This is a genomic window from Kitasatospora sp. NPDC002040 (genome assembly GCF_040296785.1).
GTDB lineage: Bacteria > Actinomycetota > Actinomycetes > Streptomycetales > Streptomycetaceae > Kitasatospora.
Genome location: NZ_JBEOXV010000001.1, coordinates 402,315 through 426,037 on the forward strand (window position 1 = coordinate 402,315; position 23,723 = coordinate 426,037).

Below are 23,723 nucleotides of genomic sequence, written 5' to 3' on the forward strand. Positions count from 1 at the left end.
ATGACCCACAACGACGTGGCTCGCCGTGCGGCGCACACCCAGCCCGCCCTCTCCGCCCGCCCCCTGACCCTCCGTTCGCTGGCCGGACAGCTCGACCGCATCCCGGCCGAGCCCACCCTGCGCTCGCTCGAACGGCCGCTGCCCGCGCGCAGCCTGCACCGGATCACGGAGGGCGGCCGGTGAGCGGACTGCTCCCCGGTGACCCCGCCGCCGAGATCGGCGGCGGGGCCACCCCCCGGGCGTTCTGCGTACTGGCGCCGAACGCCTCGCCGATGACGCTCGACGGCACCAACACCTGGCTGCTGTCCGAGCCCGGCTCCGACCTCGCGGTGGTGATCGACCCGGGCCCGTTGCACGAGGGCCACCTGCGCCGTGTGATCGACACCGCCGAGCAGCAGGGCAAGCGCGTGGCGCTGACCCTGCTGACCCACGGCCACCACGACCACGCCGAGGGCGCGGCCCGCTTCGCCGAGCTGACCGGCACCGGTGTCCACGCGCTCGACCCGGCCCACCGGCTCGGCTCCGAGGGCCTGCACGGCGGCCAGGTGGTCGAGGTCGGCGGTCTGGAGATCCGGGTGGTCGGCACCCCCGGGCACACCGCCGACTCGCTCACCTTCCACCTGCCCGCCGACGGCGCGATCCTGACCGGCGACACGGTGCTCGGCCGGGGCACCACGATGGTCGCCCACCCGGACGGGACGCTCGGCGACTACCTGGACTCGCTGCGCCGGCTGCACACGATGGCGGCCGAGCACGGCGTCCGTACGGTGCTGCCGGGCCACGGCCCGGTGCTGGCCGACGCGCTCGGCGCGGTCGACTACTACCTCGCCCACCGGGCCAACCGGCTGGCCCAGGTGGAGACAGCGGTGGAGGCGGGCTACCGGACCGCCGAGCAGGTCGTCGCCCGGGTCTACGCCGACGTGGACCGCGCGCTCTGGCCGGCCGCCGAGCTCTCCGTCCGCGCCCAGCTGCGCTACCTGGAGGACCACGGCCTGATCTGACGGCCCGTACGTCTGACGAGCCGTACGCCTGACGGCCCGTCCTCCTGACGACCCACAGGTACGCCCGAGGGCCCGTGAGCAGCAGCTCACGGGCCCTCGGGGTCAGGTGTCAGCGCGACCGGCGGGAGAGCCGCTCGACGTCCATCAGGACCACCGCGCGCGCCTCCAGCTTCAGCCAGCCGCGGCCGGCGAAGTCGGCCAGCGCCTTGTTGACCGTCTCGCGGGAGGCGCCGACCAGCTGGGCCAGCTCCTCCTGGGTGAGGTCGTGCGCGACGTGGATGCCTTCGTCGGACTGCACGCCGAACCGGCGGGACAGGTCCAGCAGCGCCTTGGCCACCCGGCCGGGCACGTCGGAGAAGACCAGGTCGGACATCACGTCGTTGGTCCGGCGCAGGCGGCGGGCGATCGCCCGGAGCAGCGCGATCGAGACCTCGGGGCGGGCGTGCAGCCAGGGCTGCAGGTCGCCGTGGCCGAGGCCGAGCAGCTTGACCTCGGTCAGCGCGCTGGCGGTGGCGGTGCGCGGGCCCGGGTCGAAGAGCGAGAGCTCGCCGATCATCTCGCTCGGGCCGAGCACGGCGAGCATGTTCTCCCGGCCGTCCGGCGAGGCGCGGTGGAGCTTGACCTTGCCCTCGGCCACGACGTAGAGCCGGTCGCCCGGGTCGCCCTCGTGGAAGAGCGACTCGCCACGGGCCAGCGTCACCTCGGTCATGGAGGCACGCAGCTCGCCGGCCTGCTCGTCATCGAGAGCCGCGAACAGCGCGGCACGCCGCAGAACGTCGTCCACGTGCTTCCTCCTGCTGGTGGTGGGGCGGTGCTTCTGGTCAGGACTTGCATCACCAAGGATGACGCATGTCGCTCCGATCATATGAGGAGGGGTACGAGCGAGGAGTACGGTACGGGGCCATTTGTACTCATCGGCGCACCCCGGACGGCTCGAAGACCGCCCCATCACCTGTTTGCAGCAGCCCTTCCGGTCGGCCCGGGTCAGCTCCCCAGCAGGGCGTGCCCGACCAGCGCCGCCGCGTTGGCGTGGCCCTTCGCGTTGGGGTGCACGAAGGCGTAGCTCAGCGGCAGGACGCTGGTCATGATCCCGTCCACCCAGTTGTTGCCGCCGGCCCGGTCGCAGACGGTGTGCCCCTCGGTCGACGGGTACAGGTCGACGAAGGTGTCGCCGTGGTCGGCGGTGCTCTTCGCGATCACCGCGTTCAGCCGGTCCAGGATGTCGGTCCTGGCCCAGGCCAGGTCACCGGCGGTCATGGTGCCGAAGCCGAGCGGGTCGCCGAAGCCGCAGCGTCCGGTGTCGGCCGGGATCACCTGCGGGTACCCGACGGTGATCACCCGGGCGGACGGCGCCTTCGCGTGCAGCGCGGTCAGCATGGCGTCGTACTCCCGGGCCAACTGCTCCAGCCGCCCGGGAAGTCCGGCCGCCAGCTTGTCCCGGCACGGGGTGCCCCGGCCGCCGCCGAGCGCGCCCAGGGTGAGGCACTCGGTCAGGATCGGCCCGAAGCCCAGCGAGTTGCCGCCGATCCCGACCGTCACCAGGCCGGTGTCCGGGGACACCGCGTCGAGCTGCGGCGGCACCGGCGCGAACGGTGCGTCCGGGTCGGCGCCGAGCGGCGGCAGCGGCCGGCCGCTCGGGGCCTGCTGCGCCTGCTCGACGTCCGCGACCTTCGCCCCGCCGCAGCTGACGTTGCGCAGCGAGACCAGCGGCCCGAGCTCACGCGCGATCAGCTCCGGATAGGACAGGTCGGTCCGCGCGCAGCCGTCCCCCGGCTGCTCGAACTCCGCCCCGGCGGCCTGCACCACCCCCGCCGTGTACGAGTCCCCGAGCGCGGCCCAGGCCGGCCCCGGCCGCTTCGCCGCCTGCGCGGGCACCGTCACGGCACCGAGCGCCAGCACCGCCGCCGCCCCCACCGAACCGAGCCTGCGGAACCGCATTCCCGCCATCACCACTCCTCGTCGACCGACCCGGAACGCGTTCGCGCCCCGTCCCGGAGATCGGTTGCTCCCGGCGGGTGAATTGATAGGCCGTCAGGGTGGTCCTGCGGCAGCGCCGGTGACCGGCGGCGCCGGCGGGCGCCGCTCGCCCGCCGAACCGCTCCGCCCGGCCGACGGTTCGGCGTAGCCTTCGGGCATGGTGCAGAGCAAGACCGTGAAGCCGGGGAAGCCCGAGAGCCGGCTGGCGATGGTACGGCGGGCCCGGAAGATCAACCGGGAGCTGGCGGAGGTCTATCCGTACGCGCACCCGGAGCTGGACTTCGAGAACCCGTTCGAGCTGCTGGTGGCGACGGTGCTGTCGGCGCAGACCACCGACCTGCGGGTGAACCAGACCACCCCGGCGCTGTTCGCGAAGTACCCGACGCCGGAGGACATGGCGGCGGCGGTGCCGGAGGAGCTGGAGGAGATCATCCGGCCGACCGGGTTCTTCCGGAACAAGGCGAAGTCGCTGATCGGGCTGTCGATCGCGCTCCGGGACGACTTCGGCGGCGAGGTGCCGGGCCGGCTCAAGGACCTGGTCACGCTGCCCGGGGTCGGCCGCAAGACCGCCAACGTGGTGCTCGGCAATGTCTTCGGCGTCCCCGGGATCACCGTGGACACCCACTTCGGGCGGCTGTCGCGGCGGTTCGGGTGGACCACGGACGAGGACCCGGTCAAGGTCGAGGCCACCGTGGCGGAGATCTTCCCGAAGTCGGAGTGGACGATGCTCTCGCACCGGGTGGTGTTCCACGGCCGCCGGATCTGCCACGCCCGCCGCCCGGCCTGCGGCGCCTGCCCGATCGCCGCCCTGTGCCCTTCGTACGGAGTCGGTGAAACCGACCCCGAGAAGGCCGCGAAGCTGCTGAAGTACGAGAAGGGTGGCCAGCCGGGCCAACGGCTGAAGCCGCCGGCCGACTACCCGGGCGAGCCCGCGCGACCGGCCGGGACGGTGACGGTGGAGGTGTCCGGGTGACGGGGCTGGCGGAACTGATCCAGCGGGACGGGCTGCCGCAGTGGCTGCTGCCGGTACGGGAGGCGGCCGAGACCGTCCGGCCCGAGCAGCTCAGCCGGTTCCTGCCGCCGGCCGAGGGGGGCAGGGCATCGGCCGTGCTGGTGCTGTTCGGTGACGGCCCGTCGGGGCCCGACCTGCTGCTGATCGAGCGGGCCAGGGCGCTGCGCTCGCACGCCGGCCAGTCGTCCTTCCCGGGCGGGGCGCTGGACCCGGAGGACGGCGACCCGGCCGGCGCCGGCCCGGTGGCCGCCGCGCTGCGGGAGGCGGAGGAGGAGACCGGCCTCGACCCGTCCGGGGTCCAGGTGTTCGCCACCCTGCCCGCGCTGTACATCCCGGTCAGCGACTTCGTGGTGACCCCGGTGCTGGGCTGGTGGCGTCGGGAGACCCCGGTCGCACCGGTCGACCCGGCCGAGACCGGCGCGGTGTTCCGGGTGCCGCTGGCCGAGCTGACCGACCCGGCCAACCGGGCCCGGCTGAGGCACCCGTCCGGCCACGTCGGTCCGGCGTTCCAGGTGGCCGGACGGCTGGTCTGGGGCTTCACGGCGGGGGTGATCGACCGGGTGCTGCACTACAGCGGTCTGGAGCAGCAGTGGGACACCTCCAGGACCGTCGATCTCTAGGGCCTGTCGTCAGACCCCCGTCGTCCGCCCGGAGGGCGGGCGGGGCGGCGTTGGGGTGCGTGCATCGGCGGCGCCGAGGAGGAAGTAGATGCAGAGCATCGGCGACCGACGAGAAGCCGGCGAAGGGCCCCTCCTGCCCGTTGCCGGGCAAGGAGGGCGCGTGGCCCGGCGGCGGCCCGCAGACGGGGGTCTGACGACAGGCCCTAGGGTCCACCCCCTGGCTCCCGCCGGGCGTACCGCCGTTCGGGCGTCGGCCCGTGGGAGGGTAGCCGGGTGAACGTCCTGGATCTGTTGCTGATCGTTGCCGCCCTGGGCTTTGCCGTCACCGGCTACCGGCAGGGCTTCGTGGTCGGCGTGCTGTCGGTGCTGGGCTTCCTGGGCGGCGGTCTGATCGCCGTTCAGCTGCTGCCGCTGCTGCTGCGCCACCTCGACCCCGGCACGGTCGCCTCGGTGGTCGCGGTGGTGGTCGTGGTGGTCTTCGCGGCGGTGGGCCAGGCCGTCACCACCCACTTCGGCTGGAAGCTGCGGGGGAACATCGGGCGGCGCCCGGTCCGGGCGCTGGACGCGGTCGGCGGCTCGCTGGTCAACGTGGTCTCGATGCTGCTGGTGGCCTGGCTGATCGGCTCCATGCTGGCCCGGACCTCGATGCCGACCGTCTCCAAGCAGGTCCGCAACTCGCAGATCCTCGGCGGGGTGCAGGCCGCGCTGCCGGCCGACGCACCGAACTGGTTCTCCGACTTCACCAAGGCGCTGGCCAGGAACGGCTTCCCGGAGGTCTTCAACCCGTTCGAGCAGGAGTCGATCACCGAGGTCGAGCCGCCCGACCCGGCGCTGGCCGGCAGCCCGGTGGTGGCGAAGGCCAGGCAGAGCCTGGTCAAGGTGGTCGGCACCGCCAGCGCCTGCGGCAAGACCCTGGAGGGCACCGGTTTCGTCTTCGCCCCGCACCGGGTGATGACCAACGCGCACGTGGTCGGCGGGGTGGACGAGCCGACGGTGCAGATCGGCGGCACCGGCCAGCTCTACGACGCCACCGTGGTCCGGTACGACTGGCAGCGCGACATCGCGGTGCTGGACGTGCCCAAGCTGAACGCCCCCGCGCTGGCCTTCGCCGAGGAGGCCAGGACGAACGACAGCGCGATCGTCGCGGGCTTCCCGGAGAACGGCGCCTTCAACGTCCAGCCCGCCCGGATCCGCGGCCGGATCCAGGCCAACGGCCCGGACATCTACCACCGCGGCCAGGTGGTCCGGGACGTCTACTCGGTCCGCTCGCTGGTCCGCCAGGGCAACAGCGGCGGCCCGCTGCTCAGCCCGGACGGCCGGGTGTACGGGGTGGTCTTCGCCAAGTCGCTGGACAGCTCGGACACCGGCTACGTGCTCACCGCCGCCGAGGTGCGCGGCGAGGCGCAGGCCGGCGCCTCGGCCACGACGCGGGTCGACACCGAGGGCTGCGCACTCTGATCCGCCGCCCCCGCCGCCCCTGACTGGTAGCGTCGCCCCGGGCTCACCCGTTCGGCTCAACAGCCGTGCGGCGCACCGGGTCCGACGGCAGGTCAGAAGCGGTACAGGGCATTGGAGGACGGCCGGTCATGATGGGTCACTCGCACGCGGTCAGCGGAGCGATGCTGTACGCGGGCAGCGCGCCGTTCCTGGCGCCGATGCTGTTCGACGTCCACCTGGCGCCCGCGGACGTCATGATGGGCACCATCCTGGCGGCCGGCGCCGCCCTGCTGCCCGACCTGGACCACCACGACGGGACGATCGCCAACTTCCTCGGCCCGATCTCCAAGGTGCTCTGCCGGTTCGTGGCCTGGGCCTCCGGCGGGCACCGCAAGGCCACCCACTCGCTGCTGTTCGTGGCGCTGATGGGCGGCGGCGCCTGGGCGGGCGTGACCCACCTGGGCCGCAACTTCACCCTGGGCCTGACGTTCTTCCTGCTCGCGCTGGCGATCCGGGCGCTGCGGCTGCACCCGCCGGGCGACGGGCCGACGATGTGGATCACCATCATCGGCCTCTCGGTGCTCGGCACCTTCGGGATGAACAACTGGATGCCCAACGCGCCCGGCTGGCTGCCGTACGCGGTCGCGCTGGGCACCCTGGCGCACCTGCTGGGCGACTGCCTGACGAAGAAGGGGGCACCGCTGCTCTGGCCGCACAAGGAGCGCTACGAGGTGGTCCTGATCAAGCGCACCGGCAACTCGGTCGAGACCAAGGTGCTGGTGCCGATCATGTCGGTGGCGACCTTCGTGCTGCTCTGGTTCACGGCCGTCTCGCCGACCGTGCTGACCTGACGGCGGCCGGGGCCTGACGGCAGCTCAGGCCTCGCGCCGCAGGCGCGCCCCGACCCAGCGGGCGCGCCGCCTCAGGATGCGCGGGATGCCCATCGGGTGCGCCTCCGGCTCCCGCTGGCGGCCGATCCGGCCGTAGCCCTCGTAGTCGTGCGGCCAGTGGCCGGGCGCGGGGCGCGGCTCGGTGTGCTGTTCGGTGTACTGCGAGCTGCTGCTGCGGCGGCGTCGGCGCGTGACAGCTTCGCGATCGGGCATCCAGGTCATATCGGAGGGATGCCCGCCATCCGGGCGGAGTAACCGCTACCGGCTGGTCGGCCTGTCCTATGCACTTGTCATATGAACATGTGTCAATTCTGGTGCTCGCGGACCCAGTCGACCAGCTCGGCCGAGAACTCCGCCGGCGCCTCCTCGTGCGGGAAGTGGCCGATCCCGGGCAGCAGCCGCCAGCGGTACGGAGCCTCGACGAACTCGCCCGCCCCCAGCGCGGTGTGCGAGAGCAGCACCGGATCGGCCGCCCCCTGGATGTGCAGGGTCGGCGCGCTGATCGGCTTCTTCATCCGGCGGGCGAACTGGATGCCGTCCGGCCGCGCCATCGAGCGCAGCAGCCAGCGGTACGGCTCGATCGAGCAGTGCGCGGTGCTGGGGATCTGCACCGCCTGGCGGTAGGCGTGCAGCGCCTCGGGGGAGGGCTGGTTGGGGCCGCTCCACCGGGTCAGGTACTCGGCGACCAGCGCCGCGTCGTCGGCGACCAGGCGGCGCTCGGGCACCCAGGGGCGCTGGAAGCCCAGCACGTGGTCGAACGCGGCGATCTGCCGACGGTCCGTCAGCAGGGCCCGGCGCAGCTGCCGGGGGTGGGCGGCGGAGACCACGGTCAGGCTGCGGATCACCGAGGGCCGCATCACGGCCGCCACCCAGGCCAGCGAGCCGCCGAGCGCGTGCCCGACCAGGTGCGCCTGCCGCTCGCCGAGCGAGCGGATCACACCGGTGATGTCCAGTGCCAGGTTGCCCGGGTCGTAGCCCCGTGGGGTGCGGTCGCTGCCGCCGACCCCGCGCAGGTCCAGCGCCACCGCCCGGAAGCCGGCCCCGGCCAGCGCGGACAGCTGGTGTCGCCAGGCCCACCAGTACTCGGGCCAGCCGTGCACCAGCAGCACCAGCGGTCCCTCACCGGCCTCGGCGATGTGGAACCGGGCGCCGTTCGCCGCCAGGTCGCGGTGGGTCCACGGACCGGCGGAGCGGAGCTCCCACGGGGTCTCGGCGATCTCGGTGGTCCTCGGAGTACTGGCCCGGGAGGGCAGGGGCATCTGGTCCAGCGGCATACCGAGAGCCTGTCACACCCGGTTGCCGAACGCGTCTCCGGCACTCACCCGGGCCGCCATCGGTCTGCGCCGGGTCAGGGGCGGCGGCCCAGGCCCCGGTCGATCTCCTCCTGGGTGGCCGGGCGCGGCCGGGCGTTCTTCAGGACGTCCGCGGTCTTCTGCGCGCCCTCGATGGTCCGGTGCGGCTTCTCGATCTTCTTGAACGAGCGCAGCGCCAGCAGCCCGAGCAGCGCGGCCAGCAGCAGGTAGGCGCCGGCCACGATCAGGAACGACCAGCCGAGGGTCAGCCCGAGCGCCTGCAGGCCGTACGCGGCGGCGAAGCTGAGCATCGGGACGGAGGCCAGCGCCACCACGCCGGCCACGGCGAGCGAGACGCCGCCGGAGACGCCGCGCTTGACGTCCTGTCGGATCTCGGCCTTGGCCAGTGCGATCTCGTCGTGCACCAGGGCGGACAGGTCGGCGGTGGCCGCCGCGAACAGCTGCCCCACCGAACGCTCGCCCTCGTAGGGCGCCCGGGCGTCGCTGGTCGGGTCTGCGGTTCCTGCGGGCATCAGCGGTTCTCCTTCACGAGGCCGGGCAGTTGCGGTGGCGGGATTTGTTGCCGACAGCTCTGAATCATGCCCCTACCGACCAGTCCGGCACCACTCCGGGGCGGCCCTTTGGCGACGGCGTGTCACCTGACGGGCGCTCAGCGGCGCTGCGGGGTCAGTGCGCGGGCTGCTGGTAGACGTCGGGGATGCCGTCGCCGTCCTCGTCGAGGTTCTCCTCGTCGACCAGCTGCTGGTAGTGCCGGTTGCGCAGCTTGAGCAGCACGGTGGCGATCAGGGCGCAGAGCAGCGAGCCGACCAGGACGGCGGCCTTGGCCCGGTCGGCCAGTTCCAGGTCGTCCGGGAAGGCCAGTTCGCTGATCAGCAGCGAGACCGTGAAACCGATGCCCGCCAGGGTGGAGACCGCGAACAGGTCGGCCCACTTGAGCTGCGGGTTCAGCTCGGCCCGGGTGAACCTGGCGGCCAGCCAGGTGCCGCCGAAGATGCCGACCGTCTTGCCGATCAGCAGGCCGAGCACGATGCCGAGCGGCGCGGCCTGGGTGAACACCTCGCCGAGGGCCGGGCCGGTGATCGCCACACCCGCCGCGAACAGGGCGAAGACCGGCACCGCGAAGCCCGCCGACAGCGGCCGGACCAGGTGCTCGATGTGCTCGCCCGGGGAGACCTTCTCGTCGCCGACCTTGTGGCAGCGCAGGATCAGGCCCATCGCGACGCCCGAGACGGTCGCGTGCACCCCGCTCTCGTGCATCAGCGCCCAGATCACGAAGGCCAGCGGCACGAACAGGTACCAGCCGTGCACCCCGCGCCGGTGCAGGAACCAGAACAGCACCAGCCCGGCCAGCGACAGCCCGAGCGCCCAGAACTTGATCCCCGAGCTGTAGAACACCGCGATGATCAGGATCGCGATCAGGTCGTCCACCACGGCCAGCGTGAGCAGGAACGCCCGCAGCGCGGACGGCAGGTGACTGCCCACCACGGCCAGCACGCCGAGCGCGAAGGCGATGTCGGTCGCGGTCGGGATGGCCCAGCCGGCCGGGTGCCCGCCCGGGCCCGAGTTGGCCAGGGTGTAGACGATCGCGGGCAGCGCCACCCCGCAGACGGCCGCCACCACCGGCAGCATCGCGGCGCTCGGGCTGCGCAGCTCACCGGCCACGAACTCGCGCTTGAGCTCGATCCCGGCCACGAAGAAGAAGATGGTCAGCAGCCCGTCCTTGGCCCAGGCGTCCAGGCTGAGGTCGAGGTGCAGCGGCGCGGAGGGGCCGATGGTGTACCCGCGGACGGTGTCGTACGCGCCGGGCCAGAGGTTCGCCCACAGGAGTGCGGCGGCGGCGGCCAGCAGCAGCAGGATGCCGCCCACCGTCTCGGTGCGCAGGGCGTCGGCGACGTACGTCCGCTCGGGCAGCGAGAGCCGTCCGAGGAACTGACGGCGGGTGGGGCTGGGCGGCGGCGTGGCCACGTGGGAGACCTCCAAGGCGGGGAACGGCGGGTGGATACACCGGTGGTGCAGTGCCGACCAGTCTTCCCGGCGCGCCTCAGAAATCTTGTTGTGTTTTTGACAGTCTATCGGGTGGTCTGGGAGCCCTGAGGCGGTGTCCGGTTTGTCCAGTTTATGAAGGGAGCCCGCTTCCGCCCGGGGAGGTCCGGGCACTCCGCGCGCGCCCCTCCCGTGCGCTCGCTCGGATGGCTGCCGTGCGGTGCGGCCGACCTGCGGTGTTCCTATCGTCGGGGGCACAGGCCGCCCGGACCGGGCGGCTTCTCCTGATCCCGGAGCTCGTGATGCCCAGTCAGATAACCGACGACCCGCCCGCGCCCGCGTTACCCGCTCTCTCCCCCGAGCTGGCCCGGCTGATCCGGCCGCTGTTCAGCGGGGCCGCGCCGACCGGCGGCATCGCGGTCGCCGTCATCCGGGGCAACGAGCGGACGGTGATCTGCCGGGGGTACGCGGACCGGTCCGGCGCCAAGCCCGTCCGGGCCGACACCCGGTTCGCGCTCGGCTCGGTCACCAAGACCTTCACCGGGCTGCTGCTGGCCGAGATGGTGGCCCGGGGCGAGGTGGGCTACGAGGACCCGATCGACCGCTACCTGCCCGCCGAGGTGCTGCCCGGCTATCCGCAGGAGCGCCCGATCACTCTGCTGCACCTGGCCACCCACACCTCGGGCCTGCCCCGGCTGCCGGTCGGCCTGATCCCGGCGGCGCTGCCGCGCTGGTTCACCGATCCCTACGCCACGTTCAGCCGTTCGCACCTGCTGCGGGCCCTGCCGCGGACCCCGGTCCGGGGCATGCCGGGGGCCCAGGTCAGGTACTCCAGCCTCGGCTGCGGGCTGCTCGGGCTGGCGCTGGAGAACGCGGCCGGGGTCCGCTACGAGGAGCTGCTGGCGAGCCGGATCTGCGGGCCGCTCGGGTTGATCGACACCTCCTGCGGGCCGGACCGGGAGCCGTCGCACGGCTACCGGCGCGGCCGGCGGGTGCCGTCCTTCCGGCTGCCCGCCCTGCCCGGGGCGGCCGCGCTCAGCTCGACCGCCGACGACATGCTGCGCTACCTCCAGGCGCACCTGGCGGTGGACGCGGTGCCGATCCCGGACCGGGGCGGTACGGCGGCGGCGCTGAAGGCGGCGCTGCGGGAGGTGCGGCTGCCCCGGGTCGAACGGCGGCGGGCCGGGGGCGGGCGGTCCGGGGCGCGGATCGCCCTGACCTGGAATCAGCGGCAGGTGGAGGAGGGCGAACTGATCTTCCACACCGGGGCGACGGGCGCCCTGCGCGGTCGGGCCGGGCGGTCGGTGCCGAGCGCGCCGGGCGCGGTGGAGACCGGGGCGGCCTCGGCGGTCTTCGCCGGGTTCAACCCGGTGGCCCAGGTCGGGCTGGTCGCGATGGCCAGCACCCTGCCCGGACTGCGGCGGCGCTTCACCCAGACCGCGTACGCGACGCTGCGCCGACTGGCGGGCTGAGCGGACGGGCTTGGCGGACGGGCCGAGCGGGGGCGGAACGCTGCGGGCGGGGCCGGTTACGGCCCCGCCCGCAGTACTGCTGATGCCCGGTCAGCCCTGGTTCGAGCCGCCCGGCAGCTGGGACTGGATCAGGTTCATCACGCTGCTGTCGGCGAGGGTGGTGGTGTCACCGACCTCGCGGCCCTCGGCGATGTCGCGCAGCAGGCGGCGCATGATCTTGCCGGAGCGGGTCTTCGGCAGCTCGCTGACCACCTTGATCTGCTTCGGCTTGGCGATCGGGCCGAGCGTCCGGCCGACGTGGTTGCGCAGCTCGGCGACCAGCTCCTCGCTGTCGGTCGCGGTGCCGCGCAGGATCACGAAGGCCACGATCGCCTGACCGGTGGTGGCGTCGGTCGCGCCGACCACGGCGGACTCGGCCACGGCGGGGTGGCCGACCAGGGCGGACTCGACCTCGGTGGTGGAGATGTTGTGGCCGGAGACCAGCATCACGTCGTCCACCCGGCCGAGCAGCCAGATGTCGCCGTCCTCGTCCTTCTTGGCACCGTCACCGGCGAAGTAGCGGCCCGGGAAGCGGGACCAGTAGGTGTCGATGTAGCGCTGGTCGTCGCCCCAGATGGTGCGCAGCATGGACGGCCACGGCTCGGTCAGCACCAGGTAGCCGCCGGAGCCGTTCGGCACCTCGTTGGCCTCGTCGTCCACCACGGTGGCGGCGATGCCGGGGAGCGCGCGCTGGGCGGAGCCCGGCTTGGTCTCGGTGACGCCCGGCAGCGGGCTGATCATCATCGCGCCGGTCTCGGTCTGCCACCAGGTGTCGACGATCGGGGTCTTGTTGCCGCCGATGTGCTCGCGGTACCAGACCCACGCCTCGGGGTTGATCGGCTCGCCGACGCTGCCCAGCACCCGGAGGCTGGAGAGGTCGAACTTGGCCGGGATGTCGTCGCCCCACTTCATGAAGGTGCGGATCGCGGTCGGCGCGGTGTAGAGGATGGTGACGCCGTACTTCTGCACGACCTCCCAGAACCGGCCCTGGTGCGGGGTGTCCGGGGTGCCCTCGTAGATCACCTGGGTGGCGCCGTTGGCGAGCGGCCCGTAGACGATGTACGAGTGCCCGGTGACCCAGCCGATGTCGGCGGTGCACCAGTAGACGTCGGTCTCCGGCTTGAGGTCGAAGACCGCGTGGTGGGTGTAGGCGGCCTGGGTCAGGTAGCCGCCGGAGGTGTGCAGGATGCCCTTGGGCTTACCGGTGGTGCCGGAGGTGTAGAGGATGAAGAGCGGGTGCTCGGCCTCGTGCGCCTCGGGGGTGTGCTCGGTGGACTGGCGGGCGGTGATCTCGTGCCACCAGACGTCGCGGCCCTCGGTCCAGGAGACCTCCTGGCCGGTGCGGCGGATGACCAGGACCTTCTCGACGCCGTCGACCTTGGTCAGCGCCTCGTCGATGGCCGGCTTCAGCGCGGACGGCTTGCCGCGGCGGTAGCCGCCGTCGGCGGTGATCACGATCTTGGCGTCGGCGTCCTCGATCCGGGAGGCGACGGCGTCGGCCGAGAAGCCGCCGAAGACCACCGAGTGGGTGGCGCCGATCCGGGCGCAGGCGAGGATCGCCACCACTGCCTCGGCGATCATCGGCAGGTAGACCGCGACCCGGTCGCCCTTGCGGACGCCGAGCTCCAGCAGCGCGTTGGCGGCCTGCGAGACCTCGTCCTTGAGCTGAGCGTAGGTGATCGAGCGGCTGTCGCCGGGCTCGCCCTCGAAGTGGATCGCCACCCGGTCGCCGTTGCCCGCCTCGACGTGGCGGTCGACGCAGTTGTACGCCACGTTGAGCTTGCCGTCGGCGAACCACTTGGCGAACGGCGGGTTCGACCAGTCCAGCGTCTCGGTGGGCTCGACGGCCCAGCTGAGCCGGCGGGCCTGCTCGGCCCAGAAGCCGAGCCGGTCCTCGGAGGCCTGCGCGTACGCGGCCGCGGTGACGTTGGCGTTGGCCGCCAACTCCGCCGGCGGGGCGAAGCGGCGCTCCTCCTTGAGCAGGTTGGCCAGGCTCTCGTTGCTCAACGCGCACTCCTCATCGAGTCTCAATCTGCCGGGTGATCCCGTGCGGAAGGGATTGTCCCGTGTGTCCCAGCGCACAGCTCACCAGGCGAACCGGCATGTTGACAAGAGGGACCGGAGAATTGGTGTAGACCTTTGACCGATGTGTGACCGGCGCGCCGGAGGCCCGGTCGGCCGGCCCGGCCGACCGGCCGGTGCGGCGCACCTTGACGGAGCCTCCGGGCGGTACTCCACTGACGGTGAGGGTGGGGCCCGACCGGCACGGGGCCGGTGGCGAACCACCCTGGTGGGGGACAGCCGTGTCCGGACTTCCCGCGAGTGCCAACTCCCTTCCCACGCCCGACTCCCGGCCCGAACCGCAGCCCGGCGACTTCGCCGTGGTGCAGATGGGCGGCCGCGGCGGCCGCCTGATCAGGATCGGCCAGTGGCTCAACGGCGACGGATTCGCCGACTTCGAGCACGCCTTCGTCTACGTCGGCGGCGGAGAGCTGGTCGAGGCCCAGCCCGGTGGGGCCGAGCTCCGACCGCTCTCCGTCTACGACAACCGTCCGGCCCGCTGGTCCAGCGGGCGGATCCAGCTGACCGAGGAGCAGCGGCGGGCGGTGGTCGCGGCCGCCCGCGGCTACATCGGCACGCCGTACAGCGTGGCCGACTACTTCGCCATGGCCGCGCACCGCTTCCACCTCCCGATCGGACCACTGCTCAGGAAGTACGTCGCGGACAGCCGGCACATGATCTGCTCCCAGCTGGTGGACCAGTGCTACTGGGACGCCGGGGTGCACCTCTTCGCCGACGGCCGGTGGCCGGGCTACGTCACCCCGGCCGACCTGGCCGGGCTCCTCGGGCCCTGACCTCTGGCCGGGACCGGTGCTGCCGGTCCTTCCTGACGGCCGCTCAGGCCGCCAGGCTCGGGCTCTCGGTGGGGTCGGGGCCGACCGGGCCCCGCCGCAGCTCGGACACCGGGACGAAGCAGCGCAGCACCGGGTCGAGCACGTACGCCTGGGCATCGGCGAAGTCGAAGTACATGCCCACCAGGCGAAGGGTGCCCGCCGCGACCCGGCGCTCCACCGCCGGGTGCGCCAGCAGTTGGTCCAACTGCTGCACCACGTTGGTGATGCAGAGCTGCTCCACCTCGCTGACCACCGGCCGGTCGGCGAACTCGGCGGGGGCCCGGCGCAGCCGGTCCAGTGAGCCGCGCCCGTTCCGCAGCCAGCGTCCGAGCGGGGTGGGCGGGCCCGGCTCCAGGTGCACGCCGTCCAGCAGGGCCTTCATCGCCCCGCAGCCGGAGTGGCCGCAGACGGTGATGGAGCGGACCTCCAGCACCTCGACCGCGTACTGCACCGCGGCCGCCACCGAGTCGTCGGCGGCGCCGGGCTCGTACGGGGCCGGGACCAGGTTGCCGACGTTGCGGACGGTGAACATGTCGCCCGGCCCGCTGCTGGTGATCATGCTGGTCACCAGCCGGGAGTCGGCGCAGGTGAGGAAGAGCTGCGAGGGCGTCTGCCCCTCCCGGGCCAGCCGGGCCAGCTCGGGCCGCACCAGGTGGGCGGTGTGCTGCTGGAAGCCGCGGACACCGTCCAGCAGGCGCCCGTGCGGGTCGTCCGCCCCGGGCTCGATGCAGTGGTGTCCGGCCCAGGGCGTCCAGGCCCGGCAGCGGTGCGGGCCGGGCGAACTGCCCACCCGGACCGTGCCGTCCGGGTCCAGCACCTCCTCCTCGGGCACGGTCAGCATCGAGACCCGGCCGCCCGAGGCCTGGTGCCCGGCCCGCCAGGTGTGCACCTGCTCGTAGGCCGCGTGGTCGAGGAAGGAGCCGTCATGACGGACCGTCACCTCGGCGCCGGACGGGATCCCGGACAGCGCCCGGCTGAGCCGGGGCACCACGGCGAAGGTGAGCGGGCCGTGGGTGCGCACGGTGTAGGAGCCGTCCGGCTCGGCCAGCACGTCGACCCTGGCCCGGGTGAGCCGGTGCAGGGCGAGCAGGGCGGCGACGGCGCCACCGACCAGCACCCCGAGCGGGACGTCGAGCAGCACCACCCCGAGCACGGTGGCCAGGTAGACCGGGAACTCCCGGTGCCGGTGCACCCGCCGGATGTGCGCGAAGCTGACCATCTGGATGCCGATCACCAGCACCAGCGCGGCGAGCGCGGCCAGCGGGATCAGCCGCAGACCGCCGCCGAGCGCGAGCGCGGCCACCAGGACCCAGCAGCCGTGCAGCACGGCGGACCACCGACTGACGGCACCCGCACGGATGTTGGCGGTGCTGCGGACCGCGCCGCCGGCCACCGGCAGACCGCCGAGCAGACCGGTGAGCAGATTCGCGACGCCCTGGCCGCGCAGCTCGCGGTCGAGGTCGATCGGGCCCGGGGCCATCCGGTCCACCGCGACGGCGGAGAGCAGCGACTCCACTCCGGCCACCGCCGTCACCGTCAGCACGGCGGCCAGCAGGACCGGCCAGTGGGCGCCGAGTTGGGCGGGTGAGGGGAGGGCGGCGAAGTCGTGCTGCTCCCAGGTGGGGAGCTCGACCCGGGCCAGGGTGAGGCCCAGGGACATCGAGAGCCCGGTGGCGGCGGCCACCGCGACCAGCGCGGCGGGCACCCGGGCGGCGGCTGCGCCGATCCGGCCGGCCCGGCCGGGGAGCCGGCCGAGCCGGGGCCAGCCGAAGAGCAGCGCGATCGCGAGCACGCCGACCGTGAGGGCGGGCAGGTGTGGCACGGAGAGCTGGCCGGGCAGCGCGATCAGATTGGCCAGCGCGGCGCTCTGCGGCGATCCGCCGAGCACGACGTGGAGTTGGGCGATGGCGATGGTGAGCCCGACGCCGGCCAGCATCCCGTGCACGACGGCGGGGGAGACGGCCAGGGCCGCGCGGGCGACCTTGAAGGTGCCGAGCAGCAGTTGCAGCAGACCTGCGGCCACCGTGACCGCGCAGGTGACCTGCCAGCCGAACTGGGCGATCAGGCCGGCCACGACCACGGTCAGGGCGGCGGACGGGCCGGTCACCTGGAGCGGGGTGCCGCCCAGGGCTCCGGCCACCATGCCGCCGACGGCGGCGGCCACCAGCCCGGCGGTGAGCGGGGCTCCGGTGGCCAGCGCGATCCCGAGCGAGAACGGGACGGCGATCAGGAAGACCACCAGGGAGGCCGGCAGATCCCGGGCCAGCCGCTTGCGGGGGCCCGGCGGGGCGTGGTCGGTGGTGTCGGAGGCGATGGGTGCGGAGGAGATGTCGAGGGTCATGAGGTCCCGTCTTTTCCGGGGGAACGAACGCAGTCAGGTCCGGGGAGGTGCTTCGGGGGTCGGATCGGCTGTCGTGGGTCGCGACGGTGTGGCGGGGAGATGGTCGTGGGGTGCAGGCACGGCGGGGTTGGGCTCGTCCACCCCTGGAACCATCAAGATTCGGTAAACCGAGAGTAATGAGAGCTTTGCACAGCGTAAAATCGAGCGGTAGGCCTCGGCCCCTGATTCACCCCATTGGGGAGTGGTCGAACCATTGGGGAATATGCAAGGAGACGCACTGGGCGGCCCCGGAGTCCGGAGCCGCCCAGTGCACTGCGGCGATGGCCGCCGGTCGGTCAGACGCCCGCGGCGTCCAGGTGCTCGGCGCCGAGCACGAAGCCCTCGTCCACCTGGGTCGCCAGGTCGATGCCGGTCTTGGCGTTGCCCCAGCTCTCCGCGTTGCGCAGGTGGAAGTGGACCGCCTGGCCCGTCCACCGCTCCGGGTCGCGCCGCCCGAAGGCCTGGTCCGCCTGCTCCTTGAGCCTGGTCAGCACCGCCCGGTTGGCGGGCTCCAGGGCGCGCAGCGGCGGCTCCGCGCCCTGCTCCAGGCGGCGCACCCAGTCGGACTGGCCGAAGCAGGTGAGCAGGTCGTCGCCGACCTCCCGACGCAGAAAGGCGAGGTCGTCCGCCCCGTTCACCTTGTTGCCGACCACGCGCAGGGCGACGCCGAAGTCCCGGGCGTACTCCTTGTACTGGCGGTACACCGAGACGCCCTTCCGGGTCGGTTCGGCGATCAGGAAGGTCAGGTCGAAGCGGGTGAACAGGCCGGAGGCGAACGAGTCCGAACCCGCGGTCATGTCGGTGACCAGGTACTCCTCCGGGCCGTCGACCAGGTGGTTCAGCAGCAGCTCGACCGCGCCGACCTTGGAGTGGTAGCAGGCCACGCCGAGGTCCTGCTCGGTGAAGGCGCCGGTGGCCAGCAGCCGGACCGAGCCCTCGTCCAGCGCGACCGGCCGGGCGCAGGCGGCGTACACCGGGTTCTCCTCGACGATCCGCAGCAGTCGGGAGCCCCGGCCGGGCGGGGTGGTCTTGATCATCTCCTCGGCGGAGCCGATCAGCGGGTTGTCGCCGCGCAGGTACTCCTTGATCTCCGGCAGGTGGGCCCCGAGCGAGGGCAGCGCTGCGGCCTGATCGTCCGTCAGGCCGAGGGCCGGGCCCAGGTGCTGGTTGATGTCCGCGTCGACCGCGATCACCGGACAGCCCGCTGCGGCGAGGTGGCGGATGAACAGTGCGGACAGCGTGGTCTTCCCGCTGCCGCCCTTGCCGACGAAGGCGATCTTCATCTGAGACTCCGGCTCTCGGCCCGGTCGCAGGGCGGCCGGAAGTTTTTGGGAATCGTTATCGTCACCGATAGCGGTCATGCTATCGAGGGTTTGGCCCACCCGGAGGGCGGGAAAGGCGGATTGCCTCGAACGGGTGATGGTGGGGTTGCTGTCGGGCCCCGGGGAAGGGGTTCATTACCCTCGGGTAGGTGACCACTGGAACAGACCCTCTCGCCCCGCTGGCCGAACTCCCCGGAGTCCCCGAGGCCGTCGCGGAGGTGCGCAAGGCCGTGGACCGCCTGTACGGGCACCGGGCGATGCGCCGCCGGGCCGCCGAGGTGACCTCGGAGTCCGCCCTGCGCGGGGCCCGCGGCTCCGCCGCCCTGGACGGCGCGGACTGGCCGCTGGAGGAGGTCCGCCGCCGGACCGACTTCGGCGCCGACCCCGAGGCCAGGACGGTCGGCGGCGCGCTGCGGATCTCCGCCGAGGCCGGCCAGCTGCTCAGCGTCTGGCGGCACTCGCCGTTGCAGGTGCTGGCCCGGCTGCACCTGCTGGCGGTCGGCGACGGCGCACCGGAGGCCGGTCGCCCGCGCCGGGCCGGCGAGTCCGCCCCCGAGCCGTTCCCGCTGGAACTGGCGCCGGCCGAGGGCCTGGGGGAGGAGGGGCCGGAGCCGGTGGCCGTGACCCTGCCGCCCGCGCCGTCGGCGGAGGAGGCGGCCGCCCGGCTGGACCAGCTCGCCCAGCTGCTGGCCGCCCGCGCCGACCGCGCGCCCGGCGCCGGGGCCCCGGCCCTGGTGGTGGCGGCGGTGGTGCACGGCGAGCTGCTCGCGCTGCGGCCCTTCGCCTCCCACAACGGCCTGATCGCCCGGGCCGCCCAGCGGATCGTGCTGATCGCCGAAGGGCTGGACCCGAAGGCGATCTGCCCCGCCGAGGTCGGCCTGGCCGAACTCGGCACCGTGGCCTACCGGCAGGCCCTGCACGGCTACCTCAGCGGCACGGCCGAGGGCATGGCGGCCTGGATCGCGCACTGCGGCCGGGCGCTGCGGCTGGGGGTCCGGGAGAGCACGGCGGTCTGCGAGGCGATGCAGCGCGGCATGGTCTAGAAACTAGAAAAGCGTCCGGACAGAGTTGCGGCGACGCCTGATGGTGCCGGGCGTCGCCGCTGGTACAGGTACCGGGTTACCAAGCATGCACCGGAATTGCCCATCAGGTGGGGATCTACTGCCCGTTCACCTGGTGCGGCGGCCCGACAGCGGGTCGGCTGCATGTGGGTGCTCAGTTATCTGTACTCGGTCCGTGGGGCCTGAACTGCGTTGTCGGTTTGACCTCTCGGTCCTGACCGGGTCTCGCGGGCCGTAAGTCCTTTCTACCGCTAAATGGGACAAAGGGGAACCCGAAACGGGAAGTCTTTGTGCCGGAGCCGCAGTAGGGCAGTCCGGTCCGGAGGCCCGGCCGGGTCGGGCCGGGTCCGGCGGCGGATCAGGCGATCGGGCGGCGGCGCTTCGCGGCGTACCAGAGCATCCCGGCGGTCAGGGCCGCGGTGCCGATCGCGACCGCGAGCAGCACCGAGCGGCTCGGTGCGGAGAACTCCGGGAGCCGGCGGCGGAGTTCGACCGGCCGGTCGAAGACCAGGATCGGCCACTCCCGGGCCGCGGCCTCCTTGCGCAGCGCCCGGTCCGGGTTCACCGCGGACGGGTGGCCGACCGCCTCCAGCAGCGGCAGGTCGGTCGAAGAGTCGCTGTACGCATAGCAGTTGGCGAGGTCGTACCCCTCGGTGCCGGCCAACTCCCGGATCGCTGCTGCCTTGTTCTCGGCGTAGGCGTAGTAGTCGATCTCCCCGGTGTAGCGCCCGTCCTTGACCTGGAGGCGGGTGGCGATGACGTGGTCCGCGCCGAGCAGCTGCCCGATCGGCTCGACCACCTCCGAGCCCGAGCTGCTGACGATCACCACGTCGCGGCCGGCCTGGTGGTGCTGCTCGATCAGCGAGGCGGCCTCGTCGTAGATGATCGGGTCGATCAGGCCGTGCAGGGTCTCGGCGACGATCTCGCGGACCTGCTGTACGTTCCAGCCCTTGGTGAGGGCGGAGAGGTACTCGCGCATCCGCTCCATCTGGTCGTGGTCCGCGCCGCCGACCAGGAAGACGAACTGGGCGTAGGCGCTCTTCAGCACGGCCCGACGGTTGATCAGGCCGCCCTGGTAGAACGGGCGGCTGAACGCCAGAGCGCTCGACTTGGCGATGATCGTCTTGTCCAGGTCGAAGAACGCGGCGGTGCGCGTTGCTCTGAACGGGCGAACCGCGGCGGTCGAGGGCATCGGCTGCGGGCCCTGCGGGGCGCCCTCCGGCGCCGAACCGCGGGCGGAGTTCTCGCCGTGGTCGGCGGTGTCGGCGTTCTCGGTGGTGTCCACGGGATCAGAGGATAGAGGGCTGGGCAAAAGACCCCGCCATATGGCGTACTCGCAGCGATGCGGGTTTGTGTTTCTGGGCCGTCGGGTACACCATGGAAGTCACGGATCGTTCGCGACCGTGCTAACCCGGTCCGGCTCCTCCCCCCCGAGTCGGACCGTGGATAGACGACCCCCGCTCTCCCCCCCGGCGGGGGTCGTCGCACGTCCGGGGCCATTTTCCGGGCCCGAGGGCATCTGGGTGGGGGTCCGCAGTGCGGTGTTTCCTGCGGCGCCAAGGTGGTTGGGCGTTCAGCCGACCGGCACGAGATCGTCACTCTGCGTATCGAGATCGACGGGGCCTTTCGAAGCCCGGTCGATCTTCCTTTGTGTCCGTCCGGGGTCTTCCGGATCTTCTCCGTGACGAAGACTGCGTCAATTCATTGAGCAATCGCCCCCCGTGTGAGTGAACCGGGTTATCCACAGCCCCCGAGTTGTCCCCAGGAATCGGACCGGAGCTGACGGACTCCCGGCGAGGCCGGACCGTGGTGTCCGGCCGGGCACCGCCCGACCGCACCTCGCCGGAGGGACAGCCGCACCGGGGGAGACCGCCATGTCGACACCCACCACCGACCGACCGGCCCCGAGCGGGCCGCTGATCGTCACCGAGGACGAGAACCTCGCCGAGCACCTGCTGCGCCTCTGCGCGGCGGCCGGCACCGACCCCCAGCTGCTCTCCGGGGCACCGCCGCCCCGGGGGCTCTGGGAGAGCGCCCCGCTGGTCCTGGTCGGCGACGACCAGGCCGAGCGCTGCGCGGGGCTGACCCGCCGGGCCGGCGTGCTGCTGCTCGGCCTGGACCTGGACGACTGCGACGTCTGGGTCAGGGCGGTCCAACTCGGCGCCGAGCACGTCATCTTCCTGCCCGACGCCCAGGCCTGGCTGCTGGACCGGATCGCCGACGCCGCCGAAGGCGTCGGGGCACCGGCGCTGACCGTGGCGGTGCTCGGCGGCCGGGGCGGCGCCGGATCGTCCACGCTGGCCTGCGCGTTGGCCGTCACGGCGGCCCGGGCGGGCCACCGCACCATGCTGATCGACGCCGACCCGCTGGGCGGCGGCCTGGACGTGCTGCTCGGCGGCGAGGAGGCCAGCGGCCTGCGCTGGCCCGATCTGGCGGGCTCCCGGGGCCGGGTCAGCGGCTCCGAGCTGGCGAAGGCGCTGCCCTCGATGCACCGGCTGACCGCGCTGTCCTGGGACCGGGGGGACACCCTCGCAGTCCCGCCCGAGGCGATGCGCAGCGTGCTGGCCGCCGCCCGCCGCCGGGGCGGCCTGGTGGTGCTCGACCTGCCCAGACACCTCGACCCGGCGGCGGGCCAGGCCCTCGAACAGGCCGACACCGGGCTGCTGGTGGTGCCCGCCGAGCTGCGGGCGATGGCCGCCGCCGACCGGGTCGCGGCCGCCGCCCGGATGCGGCTGGCCGACCTGCGGGTCGTGGTCAGGGTGCCGGGGCCGGCCGGGCTGACCGGCGCGGAGGTGGCCCGGGGGCTGCGGCTGCGGCTGGCGGGCGAGCTGCCGGTCGAGCCCGGGCTCACCGTCGACGTCGAGCGCGGCTCGCCGCCCGGCATCCGGGGGAAGGGGCCGCTGGCCCGCTTCTGCGGCAGCTTTCTGACCGAGGTGATGCCGCCCGTGCCGGCGGCCGGGGGAGGTGCGTCATGACGGATCGTCAGCGCGGGCCCGGCGGGTCCGGGGGATCGAGGCAGGGCGGTGGGCCGCCCCGGCGGCCGTGGGGCCGGGCCGTCCCGGACGAGCGCGCGGCGGCCCTGGTGGACGCCGTCCGGCTCCGACTGGCCGAGGCCGGGGACGCGCCCACCGCCGGGTCGGTGGCGGCCGCCCTGCGGGCCGCCCGGCCGCCGCTGGGCGGGGGCGACGTGCTGGACGCCGTCCGGGTGCTCCGCTCCGAGCTGGTCGGGGCCGGGCCGCTGGACACCCTGCTCGCCGAGCCGGACGTGACGGACGTCCTGGTGAACGGACCTGACGAGGTGTGGGTCGATCGCGGCAGCGGGCTGCACCGGGTCCCGGAGATCCGCTTCCCCGACGCCGAGTCGGTCCGGCGGCTGGCCCACCGGCTGGCCACCGCGGCCGGCCGCCGCCTCGACGACGCCCGGCCCTGGGTGGACGCCCGGCTGCCGGACGGCACCCGGCTGCACGCGGTGCTGCCGCCCATCGCGGCCGGCTGCACCCACATCTCGCTCCGGATCTGCCGCAGCACGCCGTTCACCATGGACGAGCTGGTGGCGGGCGGCGCACTCCCGCCGATCGGGGCGGAGCTGCTCACCGCCGTGCTGCGGGCCCGGCTGTCGCTGCTGATCAGCGGTGGGACGGGCACCGGCAAGACCACCCTGCTGGCCGCCCTGCTCGGTCTGGTCGGGCCGGACGAGCGGATCGTGCTGGCCGAGGACTCGGCCGAACTACGGCCGGACCACCCGCACGTGGTCCGGCTGCAGAGCCGTCCGCCGAACCAGGAGGGCCTGGGCGAGCTGACCCTGCGCGACCTGGTCCGGCAGGCGTTGCGGATGCGCCCGGACCGGGTGGTGGTCGGTGAGGTGCGCGGCGAGGAGGTGGTCGACCTGCTCTCCGCGCTCAACACCGGCCACGAAGGAGGCTGCGGGACGGTCCACGCCAACACCGCGGCGGACGTCCCGGCCCGGCTGGAGGCGCTGGGTTCGCTGGCCGGCCTCGACCGGCTCTCCCTGCACAGCCAACTGCGGGCCGCCCTGGACGTGGTGATCCACCTGGTCCGCGACCAGCGGACCGGGCTGCGGCGGGTGGCCGAGCTGCACCTGCTGGTCGGGGACGAGCACGGGCTGGCGGTGACCGTCCCCGCGCTGGCCTTCACGGCGGCGGGCGGCTGTGCGGCCGGGCCGGGGTGGGAGCGGTTGCGCCGCCGCTGCACCGAGCGGGGCGTCGCGCTTCCGCCGCTGCCGGCGGCCGGGGAGTGACGCCCGAGGTGTGGGAGCTCGGCTGGGCCCTGCTGCTGTGCGGTGCGGCGGCGGCCGCCCGATA

Annotated in this window: 21 protein-coding genes; 11 read left to right on the top strand and 10 right to left on the bottom strand. The window is 73.3% G+C overall.

All coding sequences use genetic code 11. The features are described 5' to 3' along the window. Together ABT118_RS01955 and ABT118_RS01960 are read left to right on the top strand one after the other, a co-directional pair. Positions 1–183, top strand: coding sequence for a hypothetical protein (locus ABT118_RS01955; protein WP_350644232.1), 183 nt, complete (start codon positions 1–3; stop codon positions 181–183). After that, complete coding sequence (locus tag ABT118_RS01960; RefSeq protein ID WP_350644233.1) at positions 180–1,001, top strand: MBL fold metallo-hydrolase; 822 nt, start codon at positions 180–182, stop codon at positions 999–1,001. The genes ABT118_RS01955 and ABT118_RS01960 overlap by 4 nt, the downstream gene beginning before the upstream one ends. Before the next feature lie 109 nt (positions 1,002–1,110). On the opposite strand, the gene ABT118_RS01965 is transcribed toward ABT118_RS01960, so the two are convergent. Next, positions 1,111–1,785 (bottom strand): Crp/Fnr family transcriptional regulator, encoded by a 675-nt coding sequence (locus ABT118_RS01965; protein WP_030392646.1) that lies wholly within the window; start codon positions 1,783–1,785, stop codon positions 1,111–1,113. Positions 1,786–1,985: 200 nt separating this feature from the next. Next, positions 1,986–2,948, bottom strand: a complete 963-nt coding sequence (locus ABT118_RS01970; protein ID WP_350644235.1) for an SGNH/GDSL hydrolase family protein — start codon at positions 2,946–2,948, stop codon at positions 1,986–1,988. A gap of 187 nt (positions 2,949–3,135) precedes the next feature. Here ABT118_RS01970 and nth point away from each other — a divergent pair, with 187 nt between their 5' ends. The 4 genes from nth to ABT118_RS01990 all read left to right on the top strand — a co-directional run bounded on the left by nth (position 3,136) and on the right by ABT118_RS01990 (position 6,898). Then, positions 3,136–3,951, top strand: coding sequence for an endonuclease III (nth, locus tag ABT118_RS01975; protein ID WP_350644237.1), 816 nt, complete (start codon positions 3,136–3,138; stop codon positions 3,949–3,951). Then, on the top strand, positions 3,948–4,610 hold the full coding sequence (locus ABT118_RS01980) for an NUDIX hydrolase (RefSeq protein ID WP_350644238.1): 663 nt from the start codon (positions 3,948–3,950) through the stop codon (positions 4,608–4,610). Before nth ends, ABT118_RS01980 begins: the two co-directional genes overlap by 4 nt. 273 nt (positions 4,611–4,883) lie before the next feature. Then, a complete protein-coding gene (locus ABT118_RS01985) occupies positions 4,884–6,068 on the top strand; it encodes a MarP family serine protease (protein WP_350644240.1) in 1,185 nt (394 codons plus the stop codon). 128 nt (positions 6,069–6,196) lie between these two features. Beyond that, positions 6,197–6,898, top strand: coding sequence for a metal-dependent hydrolase (locus ABT118_RS01990; RefSeq protein WP_350644241.1), 702 nt, complete (start codon positions 6,197–6,199; stop codon positions 6,896–6,898). 24 nt (positions 6,899–6,922) lie between these two features. On the opposite strand, the gene ABT118_RS01995 is transcribed toward ABT118_RS01990, so the two are convergent. The 4 genes from ABT118_RS01995 to nhaA all read right to left on the bottom strand — a co-directional run bounded on the left by ABT118_RS01995 (position 6,923) and on the right by nhaA (position 10,215). Beyond that, the gene (locus ABT118_RS01995; RefSeq protein ID WP_350644243.1) at positions 6,923–7,150 is read right to left on the bottom strand and encodes a hypothetical protein; all 228 of its coding nucleotides are present in this window, start codon (positions 7,148–7,150) and stop codon (positions 6,923–6,925) included. 92 nt (positions 7,151–7,242) lie between these two features. Then, positions 7,243–8,211, bottom strand: coding sequence for an alpha/beta fold hydrolase (locus ABT118_RS02000; protein WP_350644244.1), 969 nt, complete (start codon positions 8,209–8,211; stop codon positions 7,243–7,245). A 74-nt stretch (positions 8,212–8,285) separates the two neighbouring features. Further along, positions 8,286–8,762 (bottom strand): phage holin family protein, encoded by a 477-nt coding sequence (locus tag ABT118_RS02005; RefSeq protein WP_350644246.1) that lies wholly within the window; start codon positions 8,760–8,762, stop codon positions 8,286–8,288. A gap of 154 nt (positions 8,763–8,916) precedes the next feature. After that, complete coding sequence (gene nhaA, locus ABT118_RS02010) at positions 8,917–10,215, bottom strand: Na+/H+ antiporter NhaA (protein ID WP_350644247.1); 1,299 nt, start codon at positions 10,213–10,215, stop codon at positions 8,917–8,919. A gap of 320 nt (positions 10,216–10,535) precedes the next feature. Here nhaA and ABT118_RS02015 point away from each other — a divergent pair, with 320 nt between their 5' ends. After that, positions 10,536–11,705 (top strand): serine hydrolase domain-containing protein, encoded by a 1,170-nt coding sequence (locus ABT118_RS02015; protein WP_350644249.1) that lies wholly within the window; start codon positions 10,536–10,538, stop codon positions 11,703–11,705. A 90-nt stretch (positions 11,706–11,795) separates the two neighbouring features. Here the strand turns inward: ABT118_RS02015 and acs are convergent, their stop codons facing one another. Further along, on the bottom strand, positions 11,796–13,751 hold the full coding sequence (gene acs / locus ABT118_RS02020; protein ID WP_350644251.1) for an acetate--CoA ligase: 1,956 nt from the start codon (positions 13,749–13,751) through the stop codon (positions 11,796–11,798). A 296-nt stretch (positions 13,752–14,047) separates the two neighbouring features. Here acs and ABT118_RS02025 point away from each other — a divergent pair, with 296 nt between their 5' ends. Further along, positions 14,048–14,599, top strand: a complete 552-nt coding sequence (locus ABT118_RS02025) for a hypothetical protein (protein WP_350644253.1) — start codon at positions 14,048–14,050, stop codon at positions 14,597–14,599. A gap of 43 nt (positions 14,600–14,642) precedes the next feature. Here the strand turns inward: ABT118_RS02025 and ABT118_RS02030 are convergent, their stop codons facing one another. Both ABT118_RS02030 and ABT118_RS02035 read right to left on the bottom strand, forming a co-directional pair. Further along, complete coding sequence (locus ABT118_RS02030; protein WP_350644254.1) at positions 14,643–16,979, bottom strand: SulP family inorganic anion transporter; 2,337 nt, start codon at positions 16,977–16,979, stop codon at positions 14,643–14,645. A 335-nt stretch (positions 16,980–17,314) separates the two neighbouring features. Then, a complete protein-coding gene (locus ABT118_RS02035) occupies positions 17,315–18,301 on the bottom strand; it encodes an ATP-binding protein (protein ID WP_350644255.1) in 987 nt (328 codons plus the stop codon). 188 nt (positions 18,302–18,489) lie between these two features. Between ABT118_RS02035 and ABT118_RS02040 the strand changes: the two genes are divergently transcribed. Beyond that, positions 18,490–19,383 (top strand): Fic family protein, encoded by an 894-nt coding sequence (locus ABT118_RS02040; protein WP_350644256.1) that lies wholly within the window; start codon positions 18,490–18,492, stop codon positions 19,381–19,383. A 376-nt stretch (positions 19,384–19,759) separates the two neighbouring features. On the opposite strand, the gene ABT118_RS02045 is transcribed toward ABT118_RS02040, so the two are convergent. Continuing rightward, entirely contained in the window at positions 19,760–20,593 is an 834-nt protein-coding gene (locus tag ABT118_RS02045; RefSeq protein ID WP_350645085.1) for an HAD family hydrolase, read from the bottom strand. Between the two features lie 682 nt (positions 20,594–21,275). On the opposite strand from ABT118_RS02045, the gene ssd reads away from it, so the two are divergent. Beyond that, a complete protein-coding gene (gene ssd / locus ABT118_RS02050; protein ID WP_350644257.1) occupies positions 21,276–22,376 on the top strand; it encodes a septum site-determining protein Ssd in 1,101 nt (366 codons plus the stop codon). After that, the gene (locus ABT118_RS02055; protein WP_350644258.1) at positions 22,373–23,659 is read left to right on the top strand and encodes a TadA family conjugal transfer-associated ATPase; all 1,287 of its coding nucleotides are present in this window, start codon (positions 22,373–22,375) and stop codon (positions 23,657–23,659) included. The genes ssd and ABT118_RS02055 overlap by 4 nt, the downstream gene beginning before the upstream one ends. The last annotated feature ends 64 nt before the right edge of the window (positions 23,660–23,723 follow it).